The organism is Planococcus kocurii, from assembly GCF_001465835.2.
GTDB classification, from domain to species: Bacteria; Bacillota; Bacilli; order Bacillales_A; family Planococcaceae; genus Planococcus; species Planococcus kocurii.
The window spans coordinates 978,465-1,005,456 of the sequence record NZ_CP013661.2 but is presented as its reverse complement, the minus strand read 5'-3'; the positions used below and the strand labels follow the sequence as shown (position 1 = coordinate 1,005,456).

General features: G+C 40.5%; 21 protein-coding genes. 16 read left to right on the top strand and 5 right to left on the bottom strand.

The genetic code is table 11. The features are described from left to right. Nucleotides 1-21 precede the first annotated feature (21 nt). Complete coding sequence (locus tag AUO94_RS05020) at nt 22-693, bottom strand: hypothetical protein (RefSeq protein ID WP_058386195.1); 672 nt, start codon at nt 691-693, stop codon at nt 22-24. Nucleotides 694-1,009: 316 nt separating this feature from the next. Here AUO94_RS05020 and AUO94_RS05015 point away from each other — a divergent pair, with 316 nt between their 5' ends. Then, nucleotides 1,010-2,515 carry a phytoene desaturase family protein gene (locus AUO94_RS05015; protein ID WP_058386194.1) on the top strand — a complete coding sequence of 502 codons (1,506 nt, stop codon included), beginning with the start codon at nt 1,010-1,012 and terminating at the stop codon, nt 2,513-2,515. A gap of 397 nt (nt 2,516-2,912) precedes the next feature. On the opposite strand, the gene AUO94_RS05010 is transcribed toward AUO94_RS05015, so the two are convergent. Beyond that, nucleotides 2,913-3,608 (bottom strand): FadR/GntR family transcriptional regulator, encoded by a 696-nt coding sequence (locus AUO94_RS05010; RefSeq protein ID WP_058386193.1) that lies wholly within the window; start codon nt 3,606-3,608, stop codon nt 2,913-2,915. A gap of 153 nt (nt 3,609-3,761) precedes the next feature. Here AUO94_RS05010 and AUO94_RS05005 point away from each other — a divergent pair, with 153 nt between their 5' ends. Both AUO94_RS05005 and AUO94_RS05000 read left to right on the top strand, forming a co-directional pair. Continuing rightward, nucleotides 3,762-5,165 (top strand): FAD-binding oxidoreductase, encoded by a 1,404-nt coding sequence (locus AUO94_RS05005; protein ID WP_058386192.1) that lies wholly within the window; start codon nt 3,762-3,764, stop codon nt 5,163-5,165. Further along, nucleotides 5,162-6,145: a bile acid:sodium symporter family protein gene (locus tag AUO94_RS05000; RefSeq protein WP_058386191.1), complete on the top strand. Its 984-nt coding sequence runs from the start codon at nt 5,162-5,164 to the stop codon at nt 6,143-6,145. Before AUO94_RS05005 ends, AUO94_RS05000 begins: the two co-directional genes overlap by 4 nt. Before the next feature lie 57 nt (nt 6,146-6,202). Here the strand turns inward: AUO94_RS05000 and AUO94_RS04995 are convergent, their stop codons facing one another. Continuing rightward, nucleotides 6,203-6,949 carry an SDR family NAD(P)-dependent oxidoreductase gene (locus AUO94_RS04995; RefSeq protein WP_058386190.1) on the bottom strand — a complete coding sequence of 249 codons (747 nt, stop codon included), beginning with the start codon at nt 6,947-6,949 and terminating at the stop codon, nt 6,203-6,205. Nucleotides 6,950-7,124: 175 nt separating this feature from the next. Here AUO94_RS04995 and nadX point away from each other — a divergent pair, with 175 nt between their 5' ends. Together nadX and AUO94_RS17350 are read left to right on the top strand one after the other, a co-directional pair. After that, nucleotides 7,125-7,904, top strand: coding sequence for an aspartate dehydrogenase (gene nadX / locus AUO94_RS04990; RefSeq protein WP_058386189.1), 780 nt, complete (start codon nt 7,125-7,127; stop codon nt 7,902-7,904). Between the two features lie 115 nt (nt 7,905-8,019). After that, a complete protein-coding gene (locus AUO94_RS17350) occupies nt 8,020-8,163 on the top strand; it encodes a hypothetical protein (RefSeq protein WP_169793160.1) in 144 nt (47 codons plus the stop codon). A 125-nt stretch (nt 8,164-8,288) separates the two neighbouring features. On the opposite strand, the gene AUO94_RS04985 is transcribed toward AUO94_RS17350, so the two are convergent. Continuing rightward, nucleotides 8,289-9,365: a CdaR family transcriptional regulator gene (locus tag AUO94_RS04985; protein WP_058386188.1), complete on the bottom strand. Its 1,077-nt coding sequence runs from the start codon at nt 9,363-9,365 to the stop codon at nt 8,289-8,291. A 133-nt stretch (nt 9,366-9,498) separates the two neighbouring features. Here AUO94_RS04985 and AUO94_RS04980 point away from each other — a divergent pair, with 133 nt between their 5' ends. The 11 genes from AUO94_RS04980 (at nt 9,499) to ltaS (ending at nt 25,929) form a co-directional block, all read left to right on the top strand. After that, nucleotides 9,499-10,641, top strand: coding sequence for a glycerate kinase (locus AUO94_RS04980; RefSeq protein ID WP_058386187.1), 1,143 nt, complete (start codon nt 9,499-9,501; stop codon nt 10,639-10,641). 1 nt (nt 10,642) lies between these two features. Beyond that, nucleotides 10,643-11,992, top strand: a complete 1,350-nt coding sequence (locus AUO94_RS04975; RefSeq protein ID WP_058386186.1) for a GntP family permease — start codon at nt 10,643-10,645, stop codon at nt 11,990-11,992. A gap of 216 nt (nt 11,993-12,208) precedes the next feature. Further along, nucleotides 12,209-12,562, top strand: a complete 354-nt coding sequence (locus tag AUO94_RS04970) for a helix-turn-helix domain-containing protein (protein WP_058386185.1) — start codon at nt 12,209-12,211, stop codon at nt 12,560-12,562. Nucleotides 12,563-12,798: 236 nt separating this feature from the next. Then, the gene (locus tag AUO94_RS04965) at nt 12,799-13,353 is read left to right on the top strand and encodes a restriction endonuclease (RefSeq protein ID WP_058386184.1); all 555 of its coding nucleotides are present in this window, start codon (nt 12,799-12,801) and stop codon (nt 13,351-13,353) included. Between the two features lie 556 nt (nt 13,354-13,909). Beyond that, nucleotides 13,910-15,217, top strand: coding sequence for a hypothetical protein (locus AUO94_RS04960; protein ID WP_058386183.1), 1,308 nt, complete (start codon nt 13,910-13,912; stop codon nt 15,215-15,217). A gap of 168 nt (nt 15,218-15,385) precedes the next feature. After that, the gene (locus tag AUO94_RS04955; RefSeq protein WP_058386182.1) at nt 15,386-16,801 is read left to right on the top strand and encodes a YfcC family protein; all 1,416 of its coding nucleotides are present in this window, start codon (nt 15,386-15,388) and stop codon (nt 16,799-16,801) included. Nucleotides 16,802-16,834: 33 nt separating this feature from the next. Then, nucleotides 16,835-18,052, top strand: coding sequence for a M20 metallopeptidase family protein (locus tag AUO94_RS04950; protein ID WP_058386181.1), 1,218 nt, complete (start codon nt 16,835-16,837; stop codon nt 18,050-18,052). Between the two features lie 197 nt (nt 18,053-18,249). Next, nucleotides 18,250-18,813, top strand: a complete 564-nt coding sequence (locus tag AUO94_RS04945) for a PepSY domain-containing protein (RefSeq protein ID WP_058386180.1) — start codon at nt 18,250-18,252, stop codon at nt 18,811-18,813. 301 nt (nt 18,814-19,114) lie between these two features. Next, nucleotides 19,115-22,951: an AAA domain-containing protein gene (locus AUO94_RS04940; protein WP_082707500.1), complete on the top strand. Its 3,837-nt coding sequence runs from the start codon at nt 19,115-19,117 to the stop codon at nt 22,949-22,951. A gap of 4 nt (nt 22,952-22,955) precedes the next feature. Then, the gene (locus tag AUO94_RS04935) at nt 22,956-23,717 is read left to right on the top strand and encodes a hypothetical protein (protein ID WP_058386179.1); all 762 of its coding nucleotides are present in this window, start codon (nt 22,956-22,958) and stop codon (nt 23,715-23,717) included. A 259-nt stretch (nt 23,718-23,976) separates the two neighbouring features. Beyond that, nucleotides 23,977-25,929, top strand: a complete 1,953-nt coding sequence (ltaS, locus tag AUO94_RS04930; RefSeq protein WP_058386178.1) for a lipoteichoic acid synthase — start codon at nt 23,977-23,979, stop codon at nt 25,927-25,929. 86 nt (nt 25,930-26,015) lie between these two features. Here ltaS and AUO94_RS04925 read toward each other — a convergent pair whose 3' ends face one another. After that, nucleotides 26,016-26,972 (bottom strand): bile acid:sodium symporter family protein, encoded by a 957-nt coding sequence (locus AUO94_RS04925; RefSeq protein ID WP_058386177.1) that lies wholly within the window; start codon nt 26,970-26,972, stop codon nt 26,016-26,018. Nucleotides 26,973-26,992: the final 20 nt, after the last annotated feature.

Here is a 26,992-nt window from a genome sequence, read left to right as displayed (position 1 = left end):
GCGTCAATATGCATATTACGTTTATTTGTATAAACTAATAATGTTTTTTAATGTGTCATTGCCAACGGCTCCTAGATTTAACACATTCGCATCTGTCCAATAAAGGATTCGCACAGAAGAGCCATCTTTAAGGTGAATATCGAGAAACGTTCCTTCTTCATCTTCGATTTTCTTGTATACATTATCAAACCCTACGAAATCTAGCGTCAAAAATTCATTAATAAATTTTGTCCAATGCTCCTCCTTCAAATCCATGACATGACTGCCATCGTAAGAACTTCTAACACTCATTCCTTCTACTTTTCCTTCTATATCATAAAGTTCGCCGATTGTTTTGGCTTTATCATTTTCTTGAACTTCGTAAACGATTCCATCGGCAATTATTCGGAAATCACTTTTGTATCCATTAAATTCATATAATGTAGTGCCAACAGATAAAAAAGCAGCATCTCCATTTTTTATTTGATGATTTAAGCATGCTTGATCGGCCATCTCGTATTTAACTTCACCAATAATTTCCCCTAAATCTTTCTCTTCAACCGTATAATTGGTGGCATCTAATGCATGATATTGAATATCGTTGATTTTAACCAAGTCGACCCATTCAACGATTGTGTTGGGAGGACACCCACGAGGGATCGAGCAGCCGGACAACATGACGATGCTCATAAAGAATAGAAATGTTCTTTTCAAATGATTTCATCTCCTTTAGCTTGTTAGGCGCTTTAGTAGAAGAAAAGTTACACCGAAAAAAGCCGGTTTCCTTGAAAATTCATAATTCAGTGGGAGTCATTTGGTGTTTGGAGATACAGGTGTCCTAGGCAGAGGTTTAGGATAGACATTCTGATAATTCTGCTTCTATAATAAAGTGTGTATAAAAATTATACAAAAATTATATAATGAAAGTTTTTAAAATCAACAGGTAGGGAATTGTAAGGACGATAACAATATTTTTACAAGTTAACAGATTCTCCAAAAGTATAGATGAGACAAGAAGGGCGGTACCTGTATGAATCATTCACAAAAATCGGTAATCGTAATTGGGGGAGGCCTTGGCGGCTTGTCTGCTGCTATTTCACTTGCACAAAAAGGTTACGCGGTTTCTTTATATGAAAAAAACGATCACATCGGCGGGAAAGTAAATCGTCTCGAGCAAGACGGATTTGGTTTTGACCTCGGCCCGTCTATTTTAACGATGCCGCATATTTTTGATAAACTGTTCCAAGGGAGCGGCAAGCGGATGGAGGATTATGTGCCCATTGAACGCCTTGAGCGGGAATGGCGTTCGTTCTTTCCAGATGGTACCGTACTGGATTTGTACCATGATCTTGATTTAATGGAACGAACAAATCCTGCACTTTCTCACAAAGACATGAAAGAGTATTACGCATTGTTGAAATACGCACAAAAGATTTATAAAACGACAGAGCGTAGTTATTTAAAAGAAGGCTTTGAGTCACCCCAAGAAGCGGTGGCGCAAAATGGCATCATTGCGACGTTGACTGGATTCGATTTAACGTCAACCATGTATAGTGCGATTTCGAAACGCATTAGTAACCCACATCTACGCGACATGCTGTCGTATTACGTTAAATACGTGGGTTCTTCTCCTTACAGTGCACCTGCCGTTCTCAACATGATGATTTACATGCAACACGCGCAAGGGTGCTGGTATGTGAAAGGCGGTACGCATAAATTGGCGGAAGGCTTAACAAAACTTGCAGAAGAAGCAGGCGTTCGACTCCATACAGGCATGGGTGTGATTCGTGCATTGACTAGCGAAGATGACAAAATTGTCGGTGTTGAACTGGAAGATGGCTCATTCGAAACTGCAGATTATTACGTATCTAATATGGAAGTTATTCCGTTTTATAAAAAAATGGTCGCCGCAGACGAAGCGTTTGTTGCGGACTTGAAGAAAAAGTATGAACCTGCAAGTTCTGGTCTTGTGCTGCATCTGGGGGTCAAGAAAACGTATCCCTTGCTAAATCATCATAATTTCTTCTTTTCTGAGAACCTGCATGAACAAATGGAGAAAGTGTTTGAGAAACACGAGTTGCCAGACGATCCAACCATCTATTTAGTGAATGTGAATAAAACAGATCCATCTCAAGCACCAGAAGGACATGAGAACATTAAGATTTTGCCACACATTCCGTATATCCAAGACAATCCATTTACACCTGAGCAATACGCGGATTTTGAAGAACTTGTGCTTGATAAATTAGAACGCATGGGCTTAGACGGGCTGCGGGAAAATATTGTGACACGCGACGTCTGGACACCACACGATATCGAACGCGTGTATGGTTCAGACCGAGGTGCCATTTACGGAACGGTTTCTGATAAAAAGAAAAATGGTGGCTTTAAGCACAAGAAACAAAGCGAACTGTACGACAATCTTTACTTTGTCGGGGGCACAGTAAATCCAGGTGGCGGAATGCCCATGGTAACGCTCAGTGGTCAACAAGTGAGTGATAAGATTGTTAGACGTGATCAAGCAGAGAAGAAATAGAAACGCTATATTTACAGGCATAATCTGAAAAGAGGTGACTCGGTGAAGATGATGAGATTTATGGATGATTTGAGCGGTGCAATTTTCGATTCGGACCCACAGGATATGGGGCGTGCAACTGGCGCATCAGGACGTAGCGGTACCCGTTGCTAATGGAAAAACAGACGATCTCTTCTTACTTAGCCAGTTATTTAGCGCCGGCTCATCAACAGCCTGGGCAAAGTTAGGAGACAGGTGAACTTTGCCTGACTTCTTGAGGGAGTCAGGCCCAAGGCGGTGCAGAAAAGTCGCTTTCTTTTATTCAACTTATATAGTTTTTTATTAAAATATGAATAGCAAAAAAGCCATCTTTGTTTTTTTCAAAGATGGCTTTTTTGTCGGTAAAGAGCTTCGAAATTTAAGAAGAGCTGTGCAATTCAGAGCGAATACGTGAGATGTGTTGGCTCATGAGGTGTTTGGCCAAGTCACTATTTTTGTCTGCGATAGCATCGTATATTTCCTGGTGTTCATTAAGTGTCTCTTGTTGGCGATTGGAATCGGTAAAGCGGTGTTTGCGTGTTTCTCGGATGTTTTCTTCTATTCGCAAGGCTAATGTCGCCATTAAATCAATCAATAATTGGTTTTTCGTGGCATAAGCAACTTGTAAGTGAAAGTCTAAATCTGCTTGTACTCCTTTTTCGGTGTCACTTTTTGCATTAGCCATTTGGATAAGGACGTTTTGGATCGCTTCTAGGTTTTCAGGACTGGCTCGTTGGGCTGCTAAAAAAGCGGCTTCGACTTCAAATGCACGTCGCAGCTCAAGCATTTCGTCAATCAAAATCGCTTTTGCTTTGTCAATATGCGTTCGAAGTTCATTGCCAAGGAGGTCGCGTTTGGTCGTTGACAGAAAACTCCCACCACCTTGCCGTATTTCGATGAATTCTTTCCTTTCCAAATCTTTCAAAGCTTCCCTAATGGAATTTCTACTGACGCCAAACAAACTCGCAAGGTCCCGTTCGGAAGGCAGACGATCGCCTGGCTGCAGATTTTGTTCTAAGCAGAGAAGATTGATTTGTTCCACGATTAGTTCATAAGTTTTTTTCTTTGGATTCAAAATAAGCGCTCTCCTTGCATATTTTTAAAGGTTAACTTTAGTATACAGAATAAAATCTGCAATAGCTTAAAGAAAACGTTGTACTTTTCAGATTATTATGTATAATTGGGTTAATTGGTTGGACCAATTTTAAACGCAAGGGAGCGAATAGCTATGACAATTGCAAATCAAGAAGCCATCCTCGATCACTTAAGAGAACATTTAACAGCTGAGCAAATCAGCATGAACGAAACCATTAAAGAACTTCATGGGCAAGATGAGTCTTATCATCAAATGAAATTACCCGATCTGGTGGTTTTTCCAGAAACAACAGAACAAGTTTCTGAAATCATGAAAATATCCGCACAATACCAAATTCCAGTAGTGCCATTTGGTCTCGGTTCCAGTTTAGAAGGACATGTAATTCCAGAGAACGGCGGAATCACCATTGATTTCTCATTGATGAATCGCGTGTTAGCAGTATCTGAAGAGGACTTTCTGGTGACTGTACAACCAGGAGTGACACGGTCGCAGCTCAATAAGGAATTAAAGAAGCATGGTTTGTTTTTTACCGTAGATCCTGGAGCAGATGCAACACTTGGAGGCATGGCTGCGACAAATGCCAGTGGCACAACTTCTGTGAAATACGGCGTGATGCGCGACCAAGTACGTGATTTGGAAGTGGTGTTAGCAGACGGAACTGTTATACATACAGGCAATAAAGCCGCCAAATCTTCATCGGGCTTGCACTTAAACGGTTTGTTTGTCGGTTCTGAAGGAACGCTCGGTTGCTTTACTGAAATGACGCTGCGCGTTTACGGCATTCCTGAATTCATCACAGCGGCTCGTGCATCGTTCCCAACCGTAAAAGACGCTGTCGAAGCAGTCGTATCGATTTTACAGGCGGGCATTCCAATTGCGCGCGTTGAACTAGTCGACGAGCAATCAATGCAGCAAGTCAACAAATACAATGATACCGCTTACGCGGAAAAACCTACACTGTTTTTAGAGTTTCACGGCAATGAAGCAGGGTTAAAACAAGATGTAGAATTTATGCAAGAAATTGTGCAAGGGCATGCCTGCGAAGAAGTCGCATTTGAAACAGATACGGCCGCACGAAATCTTCTGTGGGAAGCACGACATACATTGGCGTATGCCTACATTCACGGTTATCCTGGCAAAAAGATGATGGTCACAGATGTTTGTCTGCCCATTTCTGAACTAGCAGGAGCTGTGGGACATGCCCGTGAAAATCTGATGGAACTGGGATTGCCTGGTGGCATCGTTGGACATGTCGGTGACGGCAACTTCCACGCACTTATCATGATGGATATGAATAATCCAGAAGAAATAGCAAAAGCACAGGAATTCAATGAACGCATTGTGTTGTACGCACTAGCAAGAGGCGGTACATCTACCGGTGAACATGGGGTTGGTATTGGGAAGCAGAAATACCAGCAACAAGAACACGGACATGCGCTAGATGTGATGGAGAAAATAAAAGCAGTACTGGATCCAAGCAATTTATTAAATCCTGGCAAGAATATTAAATCAGTAAAAAGGGAGTTGAGTAAATGAAAGTTCTCAATGGATTGAGTAACATAGCTGGAAAATACTTTGCGGTTTGGGTCATTTTGATTGCACTCGTTGCCTTTTTGTTTCCGTCTGCGTTTGTGGGCTTAGGCAGTTACATTACGATTCTTCTAGGTGTCGTGATGTTTGGTATGGGATTAACGTTAAAGCCTGTAGACTTTAAAATTATTGCGAAAAGTCCGCGTCCAGTTTTCGTTGGGGTGGCTGCACAATTTTTGGTTATGCCGTTCGCTGCATTTGGTATTGCGTATCTACTAAATTTGCCTGCTGAATTAGCAGCTGGACTTGTTTTGTTAGGTTGCGTACCAGGAGGAACCGCGTCGAACGTTATGGTGTATTTGGCAAAAGGAAATTTGGCATTGTCTGTTGCTATGACCTCGTTATCGACCTTAATGGCACCGATTATGACACCCTTATTGTTACTCCTGTTAGCGGGACAATGGCTTCCTGTAAATCCAGTATCTATGTTTGTGTCCATCATTCAAGTGATCATCGTGCCGATTGTACTTGGTCTATTGGTTCAAAAGCTAATGCCAAAAGTGGTCAAACAAACAATTTCAGTGATTCCCCTTATTTCAGTTGCCGCGATCTTGATTATTGTGTCAGCTGTTACAGCAGCTAATGCAGAAAACGTCATCAGTTCAGGATTTGTTGTTTTCTTAGCGGTCTTTTTACACAATAGTTTTGGCTTAATGCTTGGTTATTTAACGGCAATGGCGATGGGGCTCGACGAAGTGGATCGTCGTGCTATTTCACTGGAAGTCGGTATGCAAAACTCTGGTTTAGGAGTCGCGTTAGCCACGGCTCACTTTGGCCCGCTTGCTGCGTTACCAAGTGTTTGGGGCGCAATTTGGCATAATATCTCTGGTCCGATTTTGGCCACAATTTGGTCGAAGAATCCTTCGCAAAAGGAAAAGCTAGTCAACGTAAAAAGAGTACCTGAAGTTAAAATAGATAATGTGTAACTTTAACGGCCAACACAAAACCCGTAGTCGAAAAGCTGACTACGGGTTTTGTTTCGTTTATTTTGTATTCGTGAATCCACCATCAATACGGATAGTGTCACCGTTAATGTAATCGGCTTTTGTTAATAAGAAGGTCACCAGTTCTGCAACATCTTCTGGTTTACCAAGACGTTTTTGCGGAATTCCAGACTCGGCACTTTCTTTCATGTCTGGATTATCTTCAAAGAACTTTTTAACCATTGGTGTTTGAATAGGTCCAGGTGCAATGGCATTTACGCGAAGTCCGTCTTTAGCGTACTCGGCAACAAGGCTTTTGGTCATACCCACAATGCCATGCTTAGTTGCACCGTAAGTCACGACAGAAGCTTGGCCAATGACGCCAGCACTTGAAGCGGTGTTGACAATTGAGCCGCCGCCGTTTTTCACCATAACTTCAGCGACATAACGTAAGCCGTACAAAGCGCCAAGCATATTGATGCCTACAATTTGTTCAATTTCTTTGATGTCGGTTTCAAGGAATTTCTTACCACTACCAGAAATCCCAGCGTTATTGAAAAAATAGTCAATCGAGCCGAAATGCTCGAGTGTTTTGTCTACGTAGTTTTTGACTTCTTCCGCTTTAGAGACGTCCGCTTTAATGAAAATCGCATCAACGCCTATTTCTTTAAGTTTGGCGACTGTTTCGTTGCCACTTTCTTCGCTAATATCGACAACTGAAATATTGACGCCTTCTTCGGCTAAATAAAAAGCTGCAGATTGTCCTAATCCACTACCGCCACCTGTAATAATTGCTGTTTTACTCATTAAATTTCCTCCTCTGCTGTAAATACCTGCTATAAGTATTCTTTTCCCTATCGTGATTGATCTTAATCAGGAAACAGTGAAATAGATTTTTTTCTAAAATTTGTAAAAGAGACCGACAATAGCTTACACTTTATGCAATACCATAAAATGTGAGTTTAAAGTGAGGAGGACAATTATGAAAATCGGAATTATTGGAACAGGTAACATTGCTTCATTTCTACTAGAACAGGTAAACAGTAATCAGATGATCGAAGGGAAAATCATAGCCATTTTTGGCCGCAATCAAGAAGTAGGTTCACACTTGAGCGAGCAATTTGGTGTGGACTTTCATACAGACATTCACGAATTTTTAGAAATACCACTCGATATCGTGGTAGAGGCAGCGACGATAGAAGTGGCGGGTCTATATGCAAAAGAAGTAGTGACTTGTAAGAAAGACCTTGTTGTTAGTAGCATTGGCGTGTTCAAAGATAGCGATTTTTTAGAGGAAGTGGATCGATTAGCTGAGTCTGTAGGCACGCAAGTTTTCTTGCCATCTGGCGCAATTGGCGGATTAGACGTATTGCAATCGGCTAAAGCAACTGGAGGCTTAAACCAAGTTCGAATCACGACACGAAAATCACCAGCATCTCTTGGTATCGAAGCCAGTGAAGAGAAAGTGATATTTGAAGGCTCTGCTTATCAAGCTGTCGAGAAATTCCCGAAAAATGTTAATGTCGCAATGACGCTGGCACTTGCTGGAATTGGCGTTGAGAAAACCATCGTACGGGTTATCGTCGATCCGAAAGTTGTACGAAATACCCACACCATTGAAGCGATAGGGGATTTTGGACGCATGGAACTAAAAGTAGAAAATAATCCGATGCCAAACAATCCGAAGACCAGTCTTCTTGCAGCATTGAGTATTGTGGCAGTATTGCAGAACAAAGACAAGGCGTTACGGATTGGGAATTGATTTCGACAAAACGATCGATGTTCTAATTTGCTCTTTTTGTAATCAACAAATGTGTTGCGAATAAAACATAATTGGAGATAGTGACTCAAGAATACAAAAGTTAAGGGGAATTACTTTGGAGTCTTTTGCAATTTTGGGATTTACTTTTGGAATGACAGGATTCTCTTTCGGCCTGATTGGATTTATTTTAAGTACTACAGCAACGAGTAAACTAACCAAACTGGAAAAGAGAATGGATGATTTGGAGAAAAAATCTTGAATCGTTTTGTTGAGCAAATGAAACTGTCTATGCAGTTGGCGTATAGAAGACTCCAGAAACCTTGTTCAAGCAGGTGGCTGGAGTTTTTTTATATGAAAGAAAGTCGCAAAGTATTTTAAGACAACTCAATCCCGCAACGTCAGTGCCAAATGTAGTACAACTGCGTCTTGAAAATTAGTCGGATCTAATCCGGTTGCATCATAGATTTTTTTTAGCCGGTAACTCAAAGTATGGCGGTGAACTTTTAAGCAGTCAGCGGTTTCTGCGCTGTTTTTGTTGCAGATAAAGTACATAACCAGTGTTTGGCATAAGGAATCGTTCAAATCTACTAGTATTCTATTGGTAAAATTTTCGAGCTCGACATGCGGATTATGTTTTAATAGCGCTATCAATTCCACGTCTTCAAAATAAACGAGCGACTGATCAGGCTTTCCGAAATCCAATGCGTTTTTTGCCGCGAGATAAGAAGTTCGGGTATCCAGAATGCTACTGACTGTTACGCCGACACCCATTCTAACGAGTGCCGTTTGTTGCAGTATTTGGAGCAGGGTAGTTAATTTTTGTTGAAGGTTTGCCGGTTCATCGTTCTTCATCAATAGGAAGATTTCGTTTAGTTGCGAGTGACCCGTAACAATCGTTTGACCATCGAAATGGCTTTCGAGCTGTTCGATAATTCTGCGAGAAAGTGAAGGAGATTTTTTTATTTCAATTAATAGCGTGATAAATGACGTGTTTTGGTCGAGTCTCATTTGTGAAATCCGTTCATGGACAGCGGCAGACAAAGGATTGCCACTGGTCAGTTCATCAAAAATCAATTCATTGCGCTTACGATTCCATTCAATATGAGAGGTAATCAGTGATTGATGGACCATCATTTCTGTCGTCAATTGAACGAGCGTCGAGATTTCTTTGAGCTCTTCTGGGTTACCTGTAATCCCGATGACCCCCACAAGTTTTTCTTGAAAATAAATCGGTAAGTTGACGCCGGGTTTGACGCCATGCCAAGCTGCTAAATCCGTTTCTTTAATCCACAAGGTTTCACCGCTTTTAGCGACTTGAGCTGCGGCCTCATGAATTTTTTCAATCCGCTCGGTTTCTCCTGAAGCCAAAATCATGCCGTTGGTATCCATAACGTTTAAGTTGCGGTTTAATCGGATCATGGTTTGTTCTACAATTTCCTCCGCCAGCTGTTTTGTAATCATAAATACTCCTCTGTGTATATATATTCTAAATATTTCGTCAAAAATCCATACCGTCAGTATAATGTATATTGGCTTCTTTTTCATTATAATTTTATGTAAGCGCTTTACTAATAGGGTAAGGAGGTTTTAGAGATTGAAAATTATAGTAGCACCCGATTCATTTAAAGGCAGTTTGTCTGCTACAACAGCCGCACAAGCAATGGCAGAAGCCATACAGGAACTGGGTCGTGAGATAGAAGTCGTCTTGCTACCGGCAGCAGACGGCGGGGAAGGAACGATGACGGCCATGGTCGAGGCGACAGGTGGCAAATTGATCACGCACGACGTCGAGGATCCGCTTGGCCGTAGAATTACCGCTCGTTACGGAATTCTTGGTGACGATCAAATATGCGTTATCGAAATCGCAGAAGCTTCTGGACTGACCTTATTGAAAATAGAGCAACGAAATCCGTTCAAGACTTCGTCATTCGGTACAGGAGAACTGATCTGTCACGCTTTAGATGCTGGTTTCCGAAGCTTTATCATTGGACTTGGCGGCAGTGCTACCAATGACGGAGGAGCAGGAATGCTAGAAGCTCTTGGTATGACTTTTCTAGACCGCAGTGGGCAACGTTTAAGAAGGGGTGGGGGCGCACTCGGTGAACTTGCTGAAATTGATCGTAGTCATTTTGATCCGCGCATTGCGGAAAGTACGTTTCTAATTGCCTGCGACGTAGAGAATGTCTTAATCGGTGAACAAGGAGCTTCTGCAGTATTCGGTCCACAAAAAGGAGCGTCTCCAGAAGCAGTCGAGCAACTCGATAGCAATCTACAAAATTTTGGAGATGTTGTCGAGCGACTTACTGGAACGGCACTTCATCATAAAAAAGGTGCCGGTGCAGCAGGTGGTGCTGGTGGCGCGATGCAAGCGTTTTTTGCAGGTAATATGCAGCGTGGTGTTGATGTCGTACTTGAAGCGATTGCATTTCAAAATCATTTGGAAACGGTCGATTTGATTGTGACCGGAGAAGGGAAAAGTGATAGTCAAACTTTATCGGGAAAAACCCCTTTAGGGATTGCTGAAGCTGCAAAAAGAACGGGGACTCCAGTGATTTTAATTTCGGGGATGGTTGAACCGGAAAGTACAGAGTTACTAGAGCCTTATTTCACCGAAATTCACTCGATTGTCAGTGACACCGTATCGGCAGAACGAGCGGTAGCCGATGCCTATAACCAATTGAAAATAAAAACCAAAACAGTCGTTAAAAACTATATAGAAAACCAAAAGGGGTGTTAACATGTTGTTTTTCGTTATTGCGTTAAGTGTCATCTTGGTTGTGTTGTTAACTGCTGTATTCAAAGTTCATCCGTTCTTATCGTTATTAATCGGCGCATTTTTTATGGGCATCGCGTCCGGTATGCCGCTAGCTGACGTTGTACTGAACGTTAACGAAGGCTTTGGCGGGTTGATGACCAATATCGGGATTGTCATTGTTGCCGGAACAATTATCGGTGTTATTTTAGAGAAATCCGGTGCAGCTTACCGGATGGCAGAAGTGGTATTGCGTTTGATTGGTGAAAAGCGACCGCAACTAGCGATGTCGATTATTGGCTTTATCGTATCAATTCCTGTGTTTTGTGATTCTGGATTTATTATTTTATCGAGTTTACGAAAAGCCTTAGCAAGACGTGCGAAAGTATCCATGGCTTCGATGTCAGTGGCGCTCGCAACTGGTTTATACGCAACCCATACTTTGGTACCGCCAACACCAGGACCAATTGCTGCAGCTGGTAACTTAGGTGCTGAAAATTACTTAGGGACAATTATCTTAATCGGTTTAGTCGTCGCAATTCCAGCAGCAGTTGTCGGGTATCTTTGGGCTGTTAAAGTCGCTGCCAAAATCGAAGTGCCTGATGATACTTTAGAAGACGGCGAATTGAGCTACGAAGAAGTCATTAAATCATTTGGGAAAATGCCTTCTACATTTAAAGCCTTCTTGCCGATTGTTCTACCATTGGTATTGATCGGAGCAGGGTCTGTTGCCGGTATTCTTGGTGGTGATGGTGGGCTGACAAGTTTATTGAAATTTTTAGGATCACCAACAGTGGCGCTATTATTTGGTGTCTTAGCAGCGCTCTTATTACTGCCAAAATGGAACGAAGAAACCTTATCTGGGTGGATTGGCGAAGGAATCGTCGGTGCAGCACCTATTCTATTAATTACTGGAGCAGGTGGCGCATTCGGACGAGTTATTAGCAATTCAGGTGTGGCAGATTTGATAGCGGGAATGGACATGACAGCACTTGCTGGTGGCTCGTTGTTCTTACTCATTCCATTCATTATTGCAGCGGCATTAAAAACCGCTCAAGGTTCTTCAACAGCAGCACTGGTTATCACGTCAACGTTGATGGCACCGCTGTTGCCGACGCTCGGCATCGAAGGCGCAGTACCACTGGCGCTTGTCGTGATGGCGATTGGGGCAGGCGCAATGACAGTGAGTCATGTTAACGATAGCTTTTTCTGGGTTATCACACAGTTTACAGGCATGAAAGTAACGGAAGCCTACAAAGCGCAAACAATGGCGACTTTGTTGCAAGGTGTAACGACGATTGTCTTCACGATGATCTTGTGGACAATTTTAGTTTGATGGGGTAGTACAAATAACTGTATAAATGAAAAATGCCTCACCCTGGAATGCATATCCAGGGTGAGGCATTTTTAAAAGAGAAATAATATTTACAAAATCAGTAAAAATTTAGTTAGTAATAGATGCTTGATGTGATACTATTGAATCATTAGTTAGGTCTTATTAATTAGGAAGGCGATTTTAACTACATCACAAAAAAACTCAAGGAGCAAACCGATGACAAAACTAACTGAGAACCTAAAATCACTTCGCTTACAGAACAAATTGTCACATCAAATCGTTGCAGAGCATTTAAAGATTACTAAAGCAGTTTATGGGAAATTTGAGGTGGGTACTACAGAACCACCTCTGAGATTAATGATCAAACTAGCTGATCTATATAGTATTTCTTTAGACGATTTAGTTGGTAGAGAGTTTGCAGCTAATGGTCAAATAATTAACCAATTGTTAATGAAGAAAGAAATGACTAAAGAGATTAATGTCCTAGTGAAACAATTAGGTAACCAATTTATTCAAAGCAAAGAAGCAGACATTGTGAAAAGGTTGAAGCAGAAGTTTGATTTGAATTGAATGATTGAAGTAATAAGAAAACGTTCAAATTATAATGAAACTCATTGCATAATCGATAGAGAGCAATTTAATGTCGTTAAAGAGAAGAGACATATAGGAAATGTTATGTCGCAGTCACTACACATTGGAGTGATTTCTTCACTGTCCTAGTTTATTGAGTTGAACTACTCTTTTTTAAACAAACTTATGAATAGTAACTAGAAATAAAATTTTATTTTTAAAAAAGGAAGTTTCCCATGGCCAGAAAGAAAAAGAAAGATAATCTATCAGAACTGCTAATGGCAGTTTTAATGCTTAGTAGCGCAATCACATTTGTTTACACACAGTCACTCACAGCAACGGTCGCTGTATTTGCTGTCGGCTTTGTTGGCATGCTAGCAATCGTAAAGACCATTCAAAACAATAAGCAGAAGAAATTAAATGCGTCAGGTATTTTGCAAGTGGATGCAATGTCGGGGGCAGAATTTGAAGAGTTTCTGCGTCTCCGTTACAAGGCTGAAGGATATGCAGTTCGTAAAACGCCTTATACGGGCGATTACGGGGCAGACCTTATTTTGGAAAAAGGATCGCAAAAAATTGCTGTGCAGGCAAAGCGATATAAAAGTAATGTTGGCATCAAAGCCGTGCAAGAAATTTCCGCAGCAAAACTGCATTACGGAGCAAATGAAGCATGGGTGGTTACCAATAGTTTTTTCACAAAAGCGGCAGCGGAACTAGCGCGAAGCAATAAAGTGAAATTAGTAAATCGCGATGAATTGGTAGAGATTCTATTGGCAAAGAAGGTAGGATAGACAAGAGATTTCCTTTACAGCGCGATTCGTAAAACCAGATACAGCAAAATTTAAAGTATCTGTTGGCATTTTCGGTGTTGTAGCATTTGCCTCGAGTTTTGTTGGCTTCGTCACTTTGGTCAGCACAGTTTATCCGGTTATGGGTTATTTAGGATTTGTCTTGATCCCTGCGCTTGTTGTAGCTTGGTTCCGTTCGAAAAAAGTAGCAGCTGAACGCAAAGTGCTGAGTTATTAAGAATATTTACGATAGATTTAAGGTTTACTAGTCTGTAAAATTTGTGCAATGTAAATAGCTACTCCGAAGGGATTTATCTCCTAAGGGGTAGTTTTTTATTAAATAATGATGACGTGAATATCAAATGTAGGTTTCATTCCGAATCGAGTAAAAGTAGTGATTCCCAACTATTTTAATCGAGCGCTAGTGATATAATACATACATTTCAGCATTGGAAAATTCTTTTTCTAAAAAATTGAATACATGATTGTTAAAATAAATGACAAGATATGTCTTTACCATTTTATAAAATAGTTGCTCCTAAAGAAAGGAGGGTGTTTAATGATCCGGATTGCAGTCGTAAGTTCAAAAAAATTTGCTGAAGAGATTAAGAAATTTGAGAATGAAGTTCCGACTAGTCGAGTTACTTATTATACATACGACAATCCTTTGGAAAGTCTAGCAATTGTTAAGAAAATTCGTGAATGTGACGTCATTATGTTCGCTGGTCCGCTTCCTTACTTTCTGTCAAAAGCATGTACTAAAGCTCGAAACTTACCCTCGGTATTTATTCCATCAGATGAATATACATTAACGCACACTTTACTGTACTTGTTGCTCAATCGAAAAGAAGGACTAAAAGGATTATCAATAGATATCCATAATGAGCATCATTTACATCAAGTAGCAGAGGAAATGAATATGGATGTGTCGGATTGGCATGTCTTAGATTCAAAAGAAACAATAACTGAAAACCAAGTAACTATCGATCCCAATGCAGTTCTCGAATTTCATCAAAATTTATGGGAGAGTGGAAAAACAACTTATGCGGTAACAAACATCGATTACGTGAGAGACAGGCTCCAGAAAATGGGTATTCCGTCCACGGCAATCATCGTACCAGGGAAAGCCATTATTGATACCTTTCAGCAAGCAATCATGTGTGGGAAATTATCCATTAGTAAAAACATGGAATTCTCAGTAGGTATTATTTCTGTTACCTTATCTGGTGCAGAACTCACTACTGAAGGAGAACAAGCAGTCTTGGCAGAGCAAATGTTAACGTATTTGGCACGAAATTTGGAGTCTCCTATTCAAAAAAAATCACCGGGACAATTTATAGTTTATGGGACTATCGGAAGCATGGAACTTTTCTTGTATAGTGAAAGATTACAGAAATTGTTGAACCATTTTAGTGAGGTCCAACAGTTGGTTATTCATATCGGTTGTGGCGCAGGTATGACCGCGAAAGAAGCTGAAGAAAATGCGCAGACTGCATTGTTTTATGCTCGTCGAAAAAGTTTGGAACACGGTGTTTTCTTTATGACTGCTGAAAAGAAAATTATTGGACCACTTAATGAATTAGTAAAAACGTTTCAAGTCAAAACTGAAGATACGGAGACGTTGAAGGTAGCAGGTAAAACGCATTTAAGTGTAGCTACAGTGACAAAGCTCCAAGAGTTTGCGAAATTGCGTCATGACGAGGGATTTACGACAGTCCAACTTTCAGAATATCTTGAAATTGGTCGACGCAGTGCGGAGCGACTAATGAAAAAAATAACTGAAGAAGGTTATGCTCTGCAAATTGGAGAAGAACAGCCTTATAGCAAAGGACGTCCACGTTCAGTGTATCGAATGAATCTAAACTAACTTATTTGTTTTTCATTTAGGTATGCAACATATCTGAATTCTATTGACTGACTTTTCTTTCTATAGTAATCTAGTAAAAACATTTAACGACTATATAACGACAGAGAGGAAAGTGTAGTGATTGATGAAGTGTAGTGATCTGTAATCCCTAAAAAAGGAGCTAATAAAATGACGATCGTTACTGACGCAACAACGAAAGAGAAAAAGAAAAAAGAGGCAATTCACCCGTTTAATATTTTATTCATTGTTATTTTGTTTATGGCTATTTTGACTTATTTTGTTCCAGCAGGTGAATATGAACGATTAACAAACGATGCTGGGCAAACGATCGTTGTTGACGGATCGTATGCACAAATCGATTCAAACCCAGCAGGATTTTTAACTGTGTTTCAAGCCATTCATAAAGGAATGGTGCAAAGTGCACCGATTATTTTCTTTATCTTTATTGTAGGTGGGGCATTCCATGTGTTCCGTGACACAAAAGCAATCGAAGGTGCGTTTGCCAGTTTGTCTGCGAAGACAAAAGGAAAAGAAATGATCATGATTCCAATTGTAATGATTTTCTTCGGCATAGGTGGTGCAACAATTGGAATGTTCGAAGAAGCATTTCCATTTGTCATGATTATGGTGCCACTTGCTATGATTTTAGGCTATGACTCAATGGTCGGACTTGCTATGGTGTTGATTGGTGTATCGGCTGGATTTACCGCTGCATTTATGAACCCCTTCACTGTTGGAGTTGCTCAAGGATTAGCTGAACTACCACTATTTTCTGGCATGTTACCACGTGTCGGTTTTTGGCTCGTCTATATGGCTGCAGCGATCATTTTTGTCATGTTGTATGCAAATAAAGTGAAAAAAGATCCAACCAAAAGTATTGTTTACGAAGTAGACCAAGCGCGTGAAATTGACCGGAACATGATGGGGATGGAGAAAATCACTAAAAGACAAGTTGCAGTTCTTAGCGTACTGGGTCTGACACTTGTGGTTTTAGCGTATTCCGTTATTCAATTTGGCTGGTATATTGGTGAAATTTCCGCGCTCTTTATTATTATGGCGTTAGTGATGGGTCTTGTTTATGGAATGGGCTTCAACAAAATCACCAAGTCATTTGTCAAAGGCTGCGAAGAAATGGCAACTGGGGCCTTAATTGTGGGTCTCGCTTATGCTGCCGTTGTCATTCTTCAAGAAAGTTTCATCATTGATACAATTCTCTATAGTATTTCAAGCTTGATCTCTACTATTCCAGCGAGTTTGAGTGCTGGGGCAATGTTTATTACACAAGCGCTGTTGAATATTGCAGTAGCTTCAGGCAGTGGCCAAGCGGCGCTTAGTATGCCGATTATGGTACCTCTCTCAGATTTGATTGGCGTTAGTCGTCAAACTGCGGTCTTAGCTTTCCAAATGGGGGATGGCATTACGAATATGTTTTCTCCAACGAACGGCTTGTTGTTTGCAGCGCTTGCTATGGCAGGAATACCAATTCTTAAATGGTTTAAATGGGTATGGCCTTTAATCTTAGTACAAGCAGTATTGAGCCTGATTTTCGTAACTGTAGCTCATTTCTTTATCTGGCCGGTGTAATAGAAGAGTTAAAATTAGAAGGAGGACAATCTGTTGCTTGATAAATTGTTTGCGCGTTACGAAGAGCTTTATCCAGAGTTAGTTGAAATTCGACGAGAACTGCATAGGAATCCTGAAATATCAAACGAAGAAGTAGAGACTCCGAAAAAAATAGCGGCATATTTAATCGAACTTGGGCTTGATGTACGAACAGGCGTAGGTGGACGGGGTGTTGTCGGGTATCTTAAAGGTGGGAAACCGGGAAAAACAATTGCTCTTCGTGCAGACTTTGATGCATTGCCAATTCAAGACGAAAAACAAGTCGAATACAAATCACAAGTAGCTGGAGCTATGCACGCGTGTGGACATGATCTACACACGACGACGCTGCTTGGAGTAGCGAAAGTGTTAAGTGAAATCAAAGAAGAGATACCAGGGACTATTGTGTTTTTGCATCAATTTGCTGAAGAAACAACTCCTGGTGGTGCACAATTTATGATAGAAGATGGCTGTCTTGACGGAGTAGATGTGGTTTATGGCGCTCATGTTATGTCACACGAACCAGTGGGTACCGCGCAAGTGATTGAAGGTTATGCGTCTTCAGCACAAGATGATTTTTACGTGGAAGTCCAAGGTGTTGGCGGACATGGTGCATCACCACATATGACGGTTGATGCGCTTGTTACAGCTTGTCAATTAGTCGTGAACTACCAGCAAATCATTAGCCGCCGTGTGAGTCCAATGCGTCAAGCTGCATTAACAGTAGGAGCTATTCATAGTGGGAGTGTAACGAATATCATTCCAGATACAGCTTCGTTAAAAGGGACAGTTCGAACATTTGACGAAGAGACGCGTGACGTGATTGAAAATGCTATGCAACAAGTAACAGCATCTACTTGTGAAGCAGCGGGAGCAACTGTGAAGTTCAACTACATTCGAGACTGTCCATCGATATTCAATGATGCGACCGAAACAGATCGCATTCGCGAAGTTGCAAAATGGGTATTAGGCACTGAGAATGTTAGTGATGCAGAAAAAATGACAGGCAGTGAAGATTTCGCTTTCTATCAACAAGTAGTGCCTGGCACCTACTTTATGGTTGGTGGAGGAAATCCTCAACTAAATGCCGTTTATCCTCACCATCATCCTAAGTTTGATGTGGATGAACTGTCCATTCAACATATCGGTAAAATTTTTATTGGTGGGGCATTGAATTATTTGTCAGATGGAGAAATAAAGAAGGACTTGAAAAAAAATTCGGTACTTTTATAAAGAGAAATCCTTACGCTAGCAGATTTGGTGTAAGGGTTTTTATTATGAAAAGATTAGTGGAACTTAATAAATACTTTATGTAAACATATAGATAGTTCTCATCAAATTTTAATGTTCTTCTCATTCTCAGCTCATTTTCAAAGATTATGCTTAATGTGTAAAACAAGTAGAGGAGGAATAATTTTGAAAAAAAAGTTATGATTGGAACAGTAGTAGGTACGGTGGTTGTAGGGAGTCTTGGTGGAGTAGCAGCTTTTGCAGCGTCCAATGACAGTAATTCGGTAGGGCAATCTGGAATTACTGCAGAAAGAGCACTTGAAATTGCATTTGATCATGCAGAAGGAACTGTTCAAGAAGTCGAACTTTCTTTTGAAGAAGATGGCAATTATTATGAAATTGAAATCACAAGCAATACGAGTGAGTATGAATTTAACGTTGATGCAGTAAAAGGTGAAATCTTAGATCAACATGCAGGTAATGTGGAGCAAGAAGAAGAGGAAGGCAATCCTTCAGATAATGGTCATTATCCAAATGAGCCAGCTGATGTAGCTTCTTTTGAGGAGTACGGCATGATTGTTGATCAAGTGAACACAGATGGACTAACTTTCCACTTATCTACTGACAATCAAGGAAATCGGATTATGTTCTTAGTGAGCGAAGATGGAAAAAAACAATACAAAACCATTTTTGTGAAATACGATCAGCACCTTAAAATTATTGATGTGAACAATGGTGGATTGGTGTATAACGGTACGATTTAATTGATCCGTCCATGTGAGTAAGAAAATAAATAAAACGATTAAATGCCCCCTTCATTTTTGAAGGGGGCATTTGTGTTTGAAAGAGTGTACGTAAATTAAAATTTACACGGAAGAGTATCTGTTTCTTCTTGATTGCTGGATCTTCAAATATGCTATTTCTTCTACTAAACATAACCGGATGTCATTTAAAGCTAAGCTGAGAGTAATTAAAAATTATCCGTTTGTTCGTTAATAAATCTCAGGCGTCTAGTAAAATTCACAACTAAAAAAACGCATAAGCTCCAATAGATGATATGATTAGATGAAAACAGATCAGGCGAAATACGTCGATTTGAAATTTAGTCAGCTCCAAAGAACAGGTGATTACATGACGAATGCACAGACAGCAACATATAAAACTTCGGTACGACTAACTAAGACGGCAGCGGAAAAAATGGGCGTGTTCGGTATCAGCGAACGCTCATTTTTTGTTGTGGACAAAGCCTTTAAGGTGTTTATCGAGCGTTATCCTTCCAATGCGGATGGCGAGCTTTCGGTTGCGTTGATTTTGGACAGGTCGGAGAACGCACGATTGACTGGCAAAGAAGCAGAAGCCTCGATTGTTTTGCACGGGGTCTTTACCAATCATCAGTTGCTCATCACTAACTTGACGCAACGGAAATCCTACCACGCGCTCGGAACTAATTGGCAACGAGAGGCAAACTTGACGTTTGAAAAAACACGTGAACCAGCGTCGGTGCCTTTGATCAATATGATCAAACGGTTGACGCCAGCCAAAGAAAGTTCAGATTATGTTAAAAAACGGATTGGTAGTTGGGAAGGCTATTTGAAGATTCAAGAGCGTGGCATGGACATACCAGACATGAAGACTTCTTTTTCTAACTTGTCATTTAGCCATGATTTTAGCCGTATTACGTTAAAAGGGTGTCAGTTAAAAGAGACGCAATGGAAACAGGTGAAAAACCTGACAGTGCGCCTCACTGGAATTACAGGGGATGTTGGAACGGTTATTAAAGCGGCAAATCGAACAGTGGAAGTAGAATTGCAAAACTATATCGTCAAGCAACTACGGGAAAAAGGGTTAACACTCGATAAGAAAGAAGTGGTTTTCAGCAATTTCGCAGCCTTGAGCCAAATCAGAAGGTTGCGGCAAGGATTTGCGAATCTTGAAAAAGGTCTCGCGGTAAATCCAAATCTAGACCGAATCTTGTTTGAAGAAAAGCCTCCAGTCCAACCACTTCAACCTTTAGAGCGTTTAACTTTCCATAACCGACTCAATGAGTTCCAACAACGAGCGGTGTCGGGAGCAATGGCGGCGAAAGACTTATACGTTATTCAAGGTCCGCCGGGTACCGGGAAAACTACAGTTATTTCGGAAATTTGCTTACAAAATGCTAAAAAGGGGCTGCGAACACTTGTCGCTTCGCAGTCGAATTTAGCTGTTGATAACGCACTTGGAAGGCTACTTGCCAACAAAGATATTCGGATTTTACGTGTCGGACGAACGGAAAGCATCGAAGAAGAAGGCAAGAAATTTATTGAGGAAAATGTCGGTCAGTATTGGAAAGACCATACCTTAAAAGAAATTACGGCTCAATACGAGATGCGTGAAAAACGTAAACCGCAGTTGGAAAGTGAACTAACGAGTAACCAACAAGCTACTGAGAAGTTGCAGCCGCTATATAAAAGTTTGGCAACAGCCGTCGAAGAGAAAAAGGCAGCGCAAGTTAAACAACAAAAAATTCAGCAACTGCTTGATAGTGAACAAAAAAAGGTAGACGCTCTCGAACTTCAAAAAGACAAGACGACCTCTGAAAGCCAGGAGATAACGCAAGTTGTCGAGAAAATTAATGCATCTATTCACCGAGACACAGCATTTACTGATCATCATGACAGCGACAAAAGACTTCAGCAAGAACAGCATATTCAACAAACTATACAGTTGCTTGAACGTGCACTCGGTTTGAAAAGACTGGAACAAGACTTAGTCGTGAAAAGACAAGAAATTGCAGTGATTACCGAAAAGCGTGATCAAATGGCAGAGATTATTGAACAAAAGGCAATAGCTGTTGAGAATATGGATAGCATTAAAAAAATGGATGACTTGCTTCAGGTAATGAAAGTTCAACGAATTGAAGAAACATCTGCTATTACTTATTTAGTGAATCGGCTAGAAGCCAACCGTGAAAATATGGCAGATTGGACTAAGCTTAACGAATACAACGTGCTGGTATCTAACGCCATTACGTATATTGAAAACCTACTGACTTCTGTTGATATTTCTGTAGATAAGTTAAAAAAGCAAGCATTGTTGAAAACAGAAACGTATAGTTCAGCTGAAATTGATGAGTATTTAGAGAAGCTGAGAGCAGTTTTGAAAAGTACACAACGCAACGATCCGACCATTTTACAAAAAGCGTTAATTGGGTTGTACAGACGGCAACATAATTTGTGGAGAAGAGGCGCAAAGTTTAAACCGGTCGACGTCTATGCAGCTGAATCTAAGCGAGCTTTCGATGACTTGAAAAAGGCGTTATGCGAAGAACTAAAAAAACAGCAAGAACAATATCGTGTGTGGGACGAAAAATGGTTAGAAAAACAAGAAAAGCTAGAAGAAGATCTAGCGCCGCTTGAACAACGTTACCGCCAAATGCCCAACTCAGCGGACTTGCCAGCTGATGTAGAAGCCGCGATTCGTCAACACAAAACAGAACTTGTGGAGTTGCAAAAAGAACAAGCTTTAGTGGAACAAGTGCAACAAAGAATTGAGAACGATAAAGCTAAGCGCACGCAACAGCTAACTTTACTAGCAGAAAAAGAAGCCCAGATTGGCAAAGTAGATGTCGAAATCCAACAACTAAAAACAGTTGCCACCAGCTACGAACAAGAGTTGAATTCTTTGAGTGAAGTACTAGCTTTAAATCCAGAACAGGATTATGAAAGAACGGCAAAAGAACTAGCTAGTTTGTCCTTTACAAAAGAATCGCTCAAGCAAGAAATGAAAAATTTACCGCTGCTTCAATCGGTACAGAAAAAATGGCTGGATTTACTAGTAGGAGCGAGCGAGCACGATTTGGACGAAATCCGAAAAATGTATATTAAGCATGCCAACGTTATTGGTACGACTTGTGTTGCTTCGGCACGCAAAGATTTTATCGACAACTATCCCGAGTTTGATGTCGTCATCATTGATGAAGTATCCAAAGCCACGCCGCCCGAATTATTACTGCCCATGCTTAAAGGCCAAAAGATTATTTTAGTCGGTGACCATCATCAATTGCCACCACTTCTTGGCAATGACACATTAGAGGAAACGCTTCAAGAAATGATTGATGAAGACAACGGTTTTGAAGAAAAGAAAGAGCTTGAGAAGTTACTTGAGGAATCGTTGTTTGAACGATTGTATAAAAATCTACCAGCAGCCAATAAAACGATGTTGGCCATTCAGTACCGAATGCACGAAGATATTATGGAAACCATTTCGCCGTTTTACCGGTTAGAAAACGACCAGCTGCAATGTGGCATTGAGGATTCTGACAAAGAGCGTGACCATTTACTCGAATCAACCACCGTGAAGCGTAGCAATCATCTGATGTGGCTCGATTTGCCAAACGAATCGGCGTATTTTGAAGAACGCATGAACGGGGGCAAGAGCTTGTACAACGCAGCGGAAATTCAGGAAATCCGTTCGTTATTGGTAGAATTGAATAAAGCAGCTGGTGAAGCGAAACAAGCTGGACGAATCGCTCTAGACCAACAAAAAAGTATTGGCGTCATCAGTTTTTACGGGGAACAAGTAAAACGACTTCAGCGAATGATTGACCAAGAGCTACAGTTGCCACATTTAACGGTTCGAACAGGCACAGTCGACCGTTTCCAAGGAAGTGAAAGAGACATCATCGTACTAAGTATGGTGCGCAACAACCAAAACAAGCATGGCGATATTGGCTTTGCGAAAGACTACCGGCGATTGAACGTCGCATTGTCACGTGCCAAAGAATTACTGGTACTTGTCGGTAGTTCTCAGATGTTTACAGAACGGGCCAAGCAAACAGAAACCAAAAAAATGTACAAGCATGTATTAGCAGTCGTGAAAAAGACAGATGGCTTAAAGACCTTAGAAAGCAGCAAGGGGTGACGATGTGGACGAATTGATAAAAGAGCTACGATCAACTGTAGCAGAAAATCCAGAGGTCACCGTCGTCAACGAACAGCTATGGAAGTTGCCAAGTGTATTATACGAAGTCAGCTTTAGCCAAGTTAAGCGATTAAAGATGGACATTTTAATGAAAATGCTGCTGTTATCGTTTCAAGAAGCGGATATTCGCCGAGCTGCGACTTTGGCTGAAATACTGTTTGTAGAAGAATTGTTTATTCGTGACTTGATTGATAAAATGCAACGCACCGGATTGATCCAACTAGAAAAGCCAGGTTATAAGTTAACGACCAAAGGCTATGATTATCTTAGTCAAGGTATTTTTGATGAAGAAATTGCAGGTGACGAAACCGTAATTGCCTATAGTGCTAGTCACGACAACTACAAGTTAGCAGAAGAAAATAGACATCCCGAAGCCGAAGAACCATTACCGGTGTATCGCTATCCGGGAAAAGGCAGTTTGAATAAAGAACGCATGCAACAACTTCTTTTTGAGAAAAAATCAGCTTTAAAAGAAGAAGGTTTCCAAACAATCGTTACAGGCATTACAGCATGTATCGAACAAATTACAGATTATCTCCCGTGCATTGAATTTCAATTATACGACGAAAAGCAGGACATTTTTTATGCTCGTGTCTGGAATACAGCAACTGGCGGTTGGGATGAAATGTTGGAGCAGCAGATTGAAGCACGTGAGCTTGTGAAATGGCGCAAAGTGATGGAAGAACAAAAAGTAGCTTTAAGTTGAGGAACTAATTCTACTGCAGTGACGTCTACTAACTTAATAGGTTGAAGAAAGCAGGCATGGTTTCGAAACTGAAACTATGTCTTTTTCTATTGGTTTAAATGAATATTCTGAAAGAACGACAAGCTGTCATTTTCTAGTATATTAGAGTAAAATAGAGTTTGTCATAATTTTTACATGAAATTTACTTAAGCTATTGGGTTCAATTTTTTAACCAAACGTCCCCAAGTCCCTGTGAATACTAACAATGAGAAGGTGCAATATGGAAAAGAGTAAATCATTAAATAAAAAAACAGTTAACAAGTATGTGCCTCTGTTCGTTTTGGCAGTCGCTATGCTCTGGATAAAAACCTATGTATCTCAGAAAATGCAATTTAAACTAGATGTTGACGGAGTGCTCCAAGAGTTTCTGCTGTTTATCAATCCACTTGGGTCCGCGTTACTCCTATTAAGTTTGTCGTTCTTCTTTAAAGGTGCGCGAAAATACTGGTCGCTGCTACTCATTTACACATTAATGTCGGTGTTATTATATGCCAACGTCGTGTATTTCCGTTTCTTTAGTGATTTTATAACCTTGCCAACTTTGTTTCAAACGCAAAATTTCGGTGATTTAGGCGGCAGTATTATTACATTAATCCAGCCAACCGATGTGCTATTCTTTGTTGATGTAATAGTACTCGCGATTCTTATAGGATCAAATCGAGTTAAAAAAGAGTCGGGAAATTTTAAGACGAAAGTTATTCTCCCGGTTATTACGATTGCGTTAGCCATTTCGTTCTTTAACTTGGCTCTAGCGGAAAAAGATCGCCCGCAGTTGTTGACGCGTGGATTTGATCGAAGCTATATCGTAAAATATTTAGGTATGTACAATTACGCGCTTTATGACACGGTCGAAACCTTGAAATCCTCTTCACAACGGGTTCTTGCTGATAGTGATGATAAAACTGAAGTATTAAATTATACAAAATCGAATTACGCAAAGCCCAACGAAGACTATTTTGGTGCTGCTGAAGACATGAACGTTGTTTACCTACATCTTGAATCGTTCCAAACCTTCTTGCTGGACTATGAACTGGACGGGGAAGAAGTGACGCCGTTCTTGAATTCACTGATCGGTGATCAAAACACATTGTATTTCGATAATTTCTTCCATCAAACAGCTCAAGGTAAAACATCAGATGCAGAATTCATGCTTGAAAACTCTTTGTATGGGTTACCAAAAGGCTCGGCATTTATAACAAAAGGCCAGAATACGTACCAAGCAGCTCCGGCAATATTGAAGGATAAAGGTTATACATCAGCTGTGTTCCATGGCAATAACGGAACGTTTTGGAATCGTTCGGAAATTTATAAATCCTTTGGTTATGATCATTTCTTCGACATCGAATCGTATACCAATTTGACTGAAGAAGACATGGCAGAATACGGCGTTATGGATAAGCCGTTTTTTGAGCAGTCAGGTGAACTATTAGAAACCTTGCCAGAACCTTTTTACACGAAATTAATGACAGTGTCGCATCATTTCCCTTATCACATCAATCAGGATTTGACGACAATTGGAAAAGCTACAACGGGCGATCCAAGTGTTGATAATTATTTCCAAACGGCTCGTTATGCAGATGAAGCAATCGAGCAGTTTTTCACGCAACTAGAAGAGTCTGGTTTGGATGATAACACGATGGTTGTCTTGTACGGTGACCATTACGGGATTTCCGATAATCACAATCAAGCAATGGAACAAATTCTATCAAAAGAAATTACACCAGTTGAAAATGCTAATCTTCAGCGCGTGCCACTATTCATTCATGTACCAGGTATGAAAGGCGGCGTTGACCATACTTATGGTGGACAAATCGATCTTCTGCCGACTGTTATGCACATGCTTGGCGTTGAAACAGAAAATTACATTCACTTTGGTGCAGATTTACTATCTGAAGACCACGAGGAACTGGTGACATTTAGAAATGGTGATTACGTCAGTCCTGAAATCTATTCAATCGGCGAAAAATATTACAACCCTAAAACAGGATTGCCGTTAGAAGATGCACAACTCGAGCAAGCAGAGAAATTCCAACAACAATCTAATTACGAACTGGAATTATCTGATCAATTAGTTACTAGTGACTTGCTGAGGTTCTACACACCTGACGGATTTACACCAATTGATCCGGCTGACTATAACTATCAAAATGATAAAGTAGAAGAAGCTGAGTAACGATAACAAAAAAGCATCCTAAAGACGGATTACACCGTCTTTAGGATGCTTCTTTTTGTTATAAAATGAAGAACTCACTATAACTCTTATGTCTCGATCCATTTCTGTTCTTTCAAATTACTGTTTATTTTACTGAAACGGTTAGCAATCATCGCGCCAATCGACAAATTGAAAATCATATTGAAAATAGGTGCAATTACACCAAGTTCTCCAATGAATTTATAAGCGAGAATGGCAGCGAGTGCAGTGTTGCAAAGTCCTACTTGAAATAAAGCAGCACGCGCGTCTTGTTCTTCCATCTTCAGTCCTTTGGCAATAAGGTATGCTGAAGCCATTGGCAAAGTAACTTGGATAAAAGTGGCTACTGCAATAAGTGGGATGGTTGCTAGTTCAGAAGTGATGGCTTCTTTACCGCTACCAATAATCGTATGGACAATAACTAATAACGCTAAAGAGGTTCCCAGTTTTGTGACGGAGCCGGTGTAGGAATTTAAATTAGGAATGATTTTTTGAATCCATAAGCCAAGTCCCATAGGCAAAACGACGATTAAAAAAAAGGATGTCAGGAGGTCGGAAAAAGATAGAGAGATCTGTTCACTGGATAATCCAAGCATTGCGAGTGGTGTAACGACAGGACTAATCACAACATCAAGTAAAGATGCAACGACGACCAGTGAAGCGTTGCCCCCGGCAAGAAAGGTATAAACAGTCGCAGCTGTAGCACTTGGTACAGTTCCAGCTAGTATGAGTCCCGCAGCAATTTCTGGTTTTGATGAAAAGAAAAGGTGTGCTAATGCGATGGAAACAGACACAGTGAGTGTCCATTTTAATCCGGTAATAACTAATAATTCTTTCGTTTTCTTTTTAATTTGTTTAAAGGCTTCTATATTCATTGATAGACCAGCAAAAAAAATAACAGCTCCTAACAGCAAGCTAGGCACCCATGAAGATACTTGCCAGTAAACTGGAGAAAAATAAGTGGCTATTGAAACCAATAGGATAAGAAAAGGCAATTTACTAGAGATAAACATAATCAACGACATGAATAGACACTTCCTTCCTT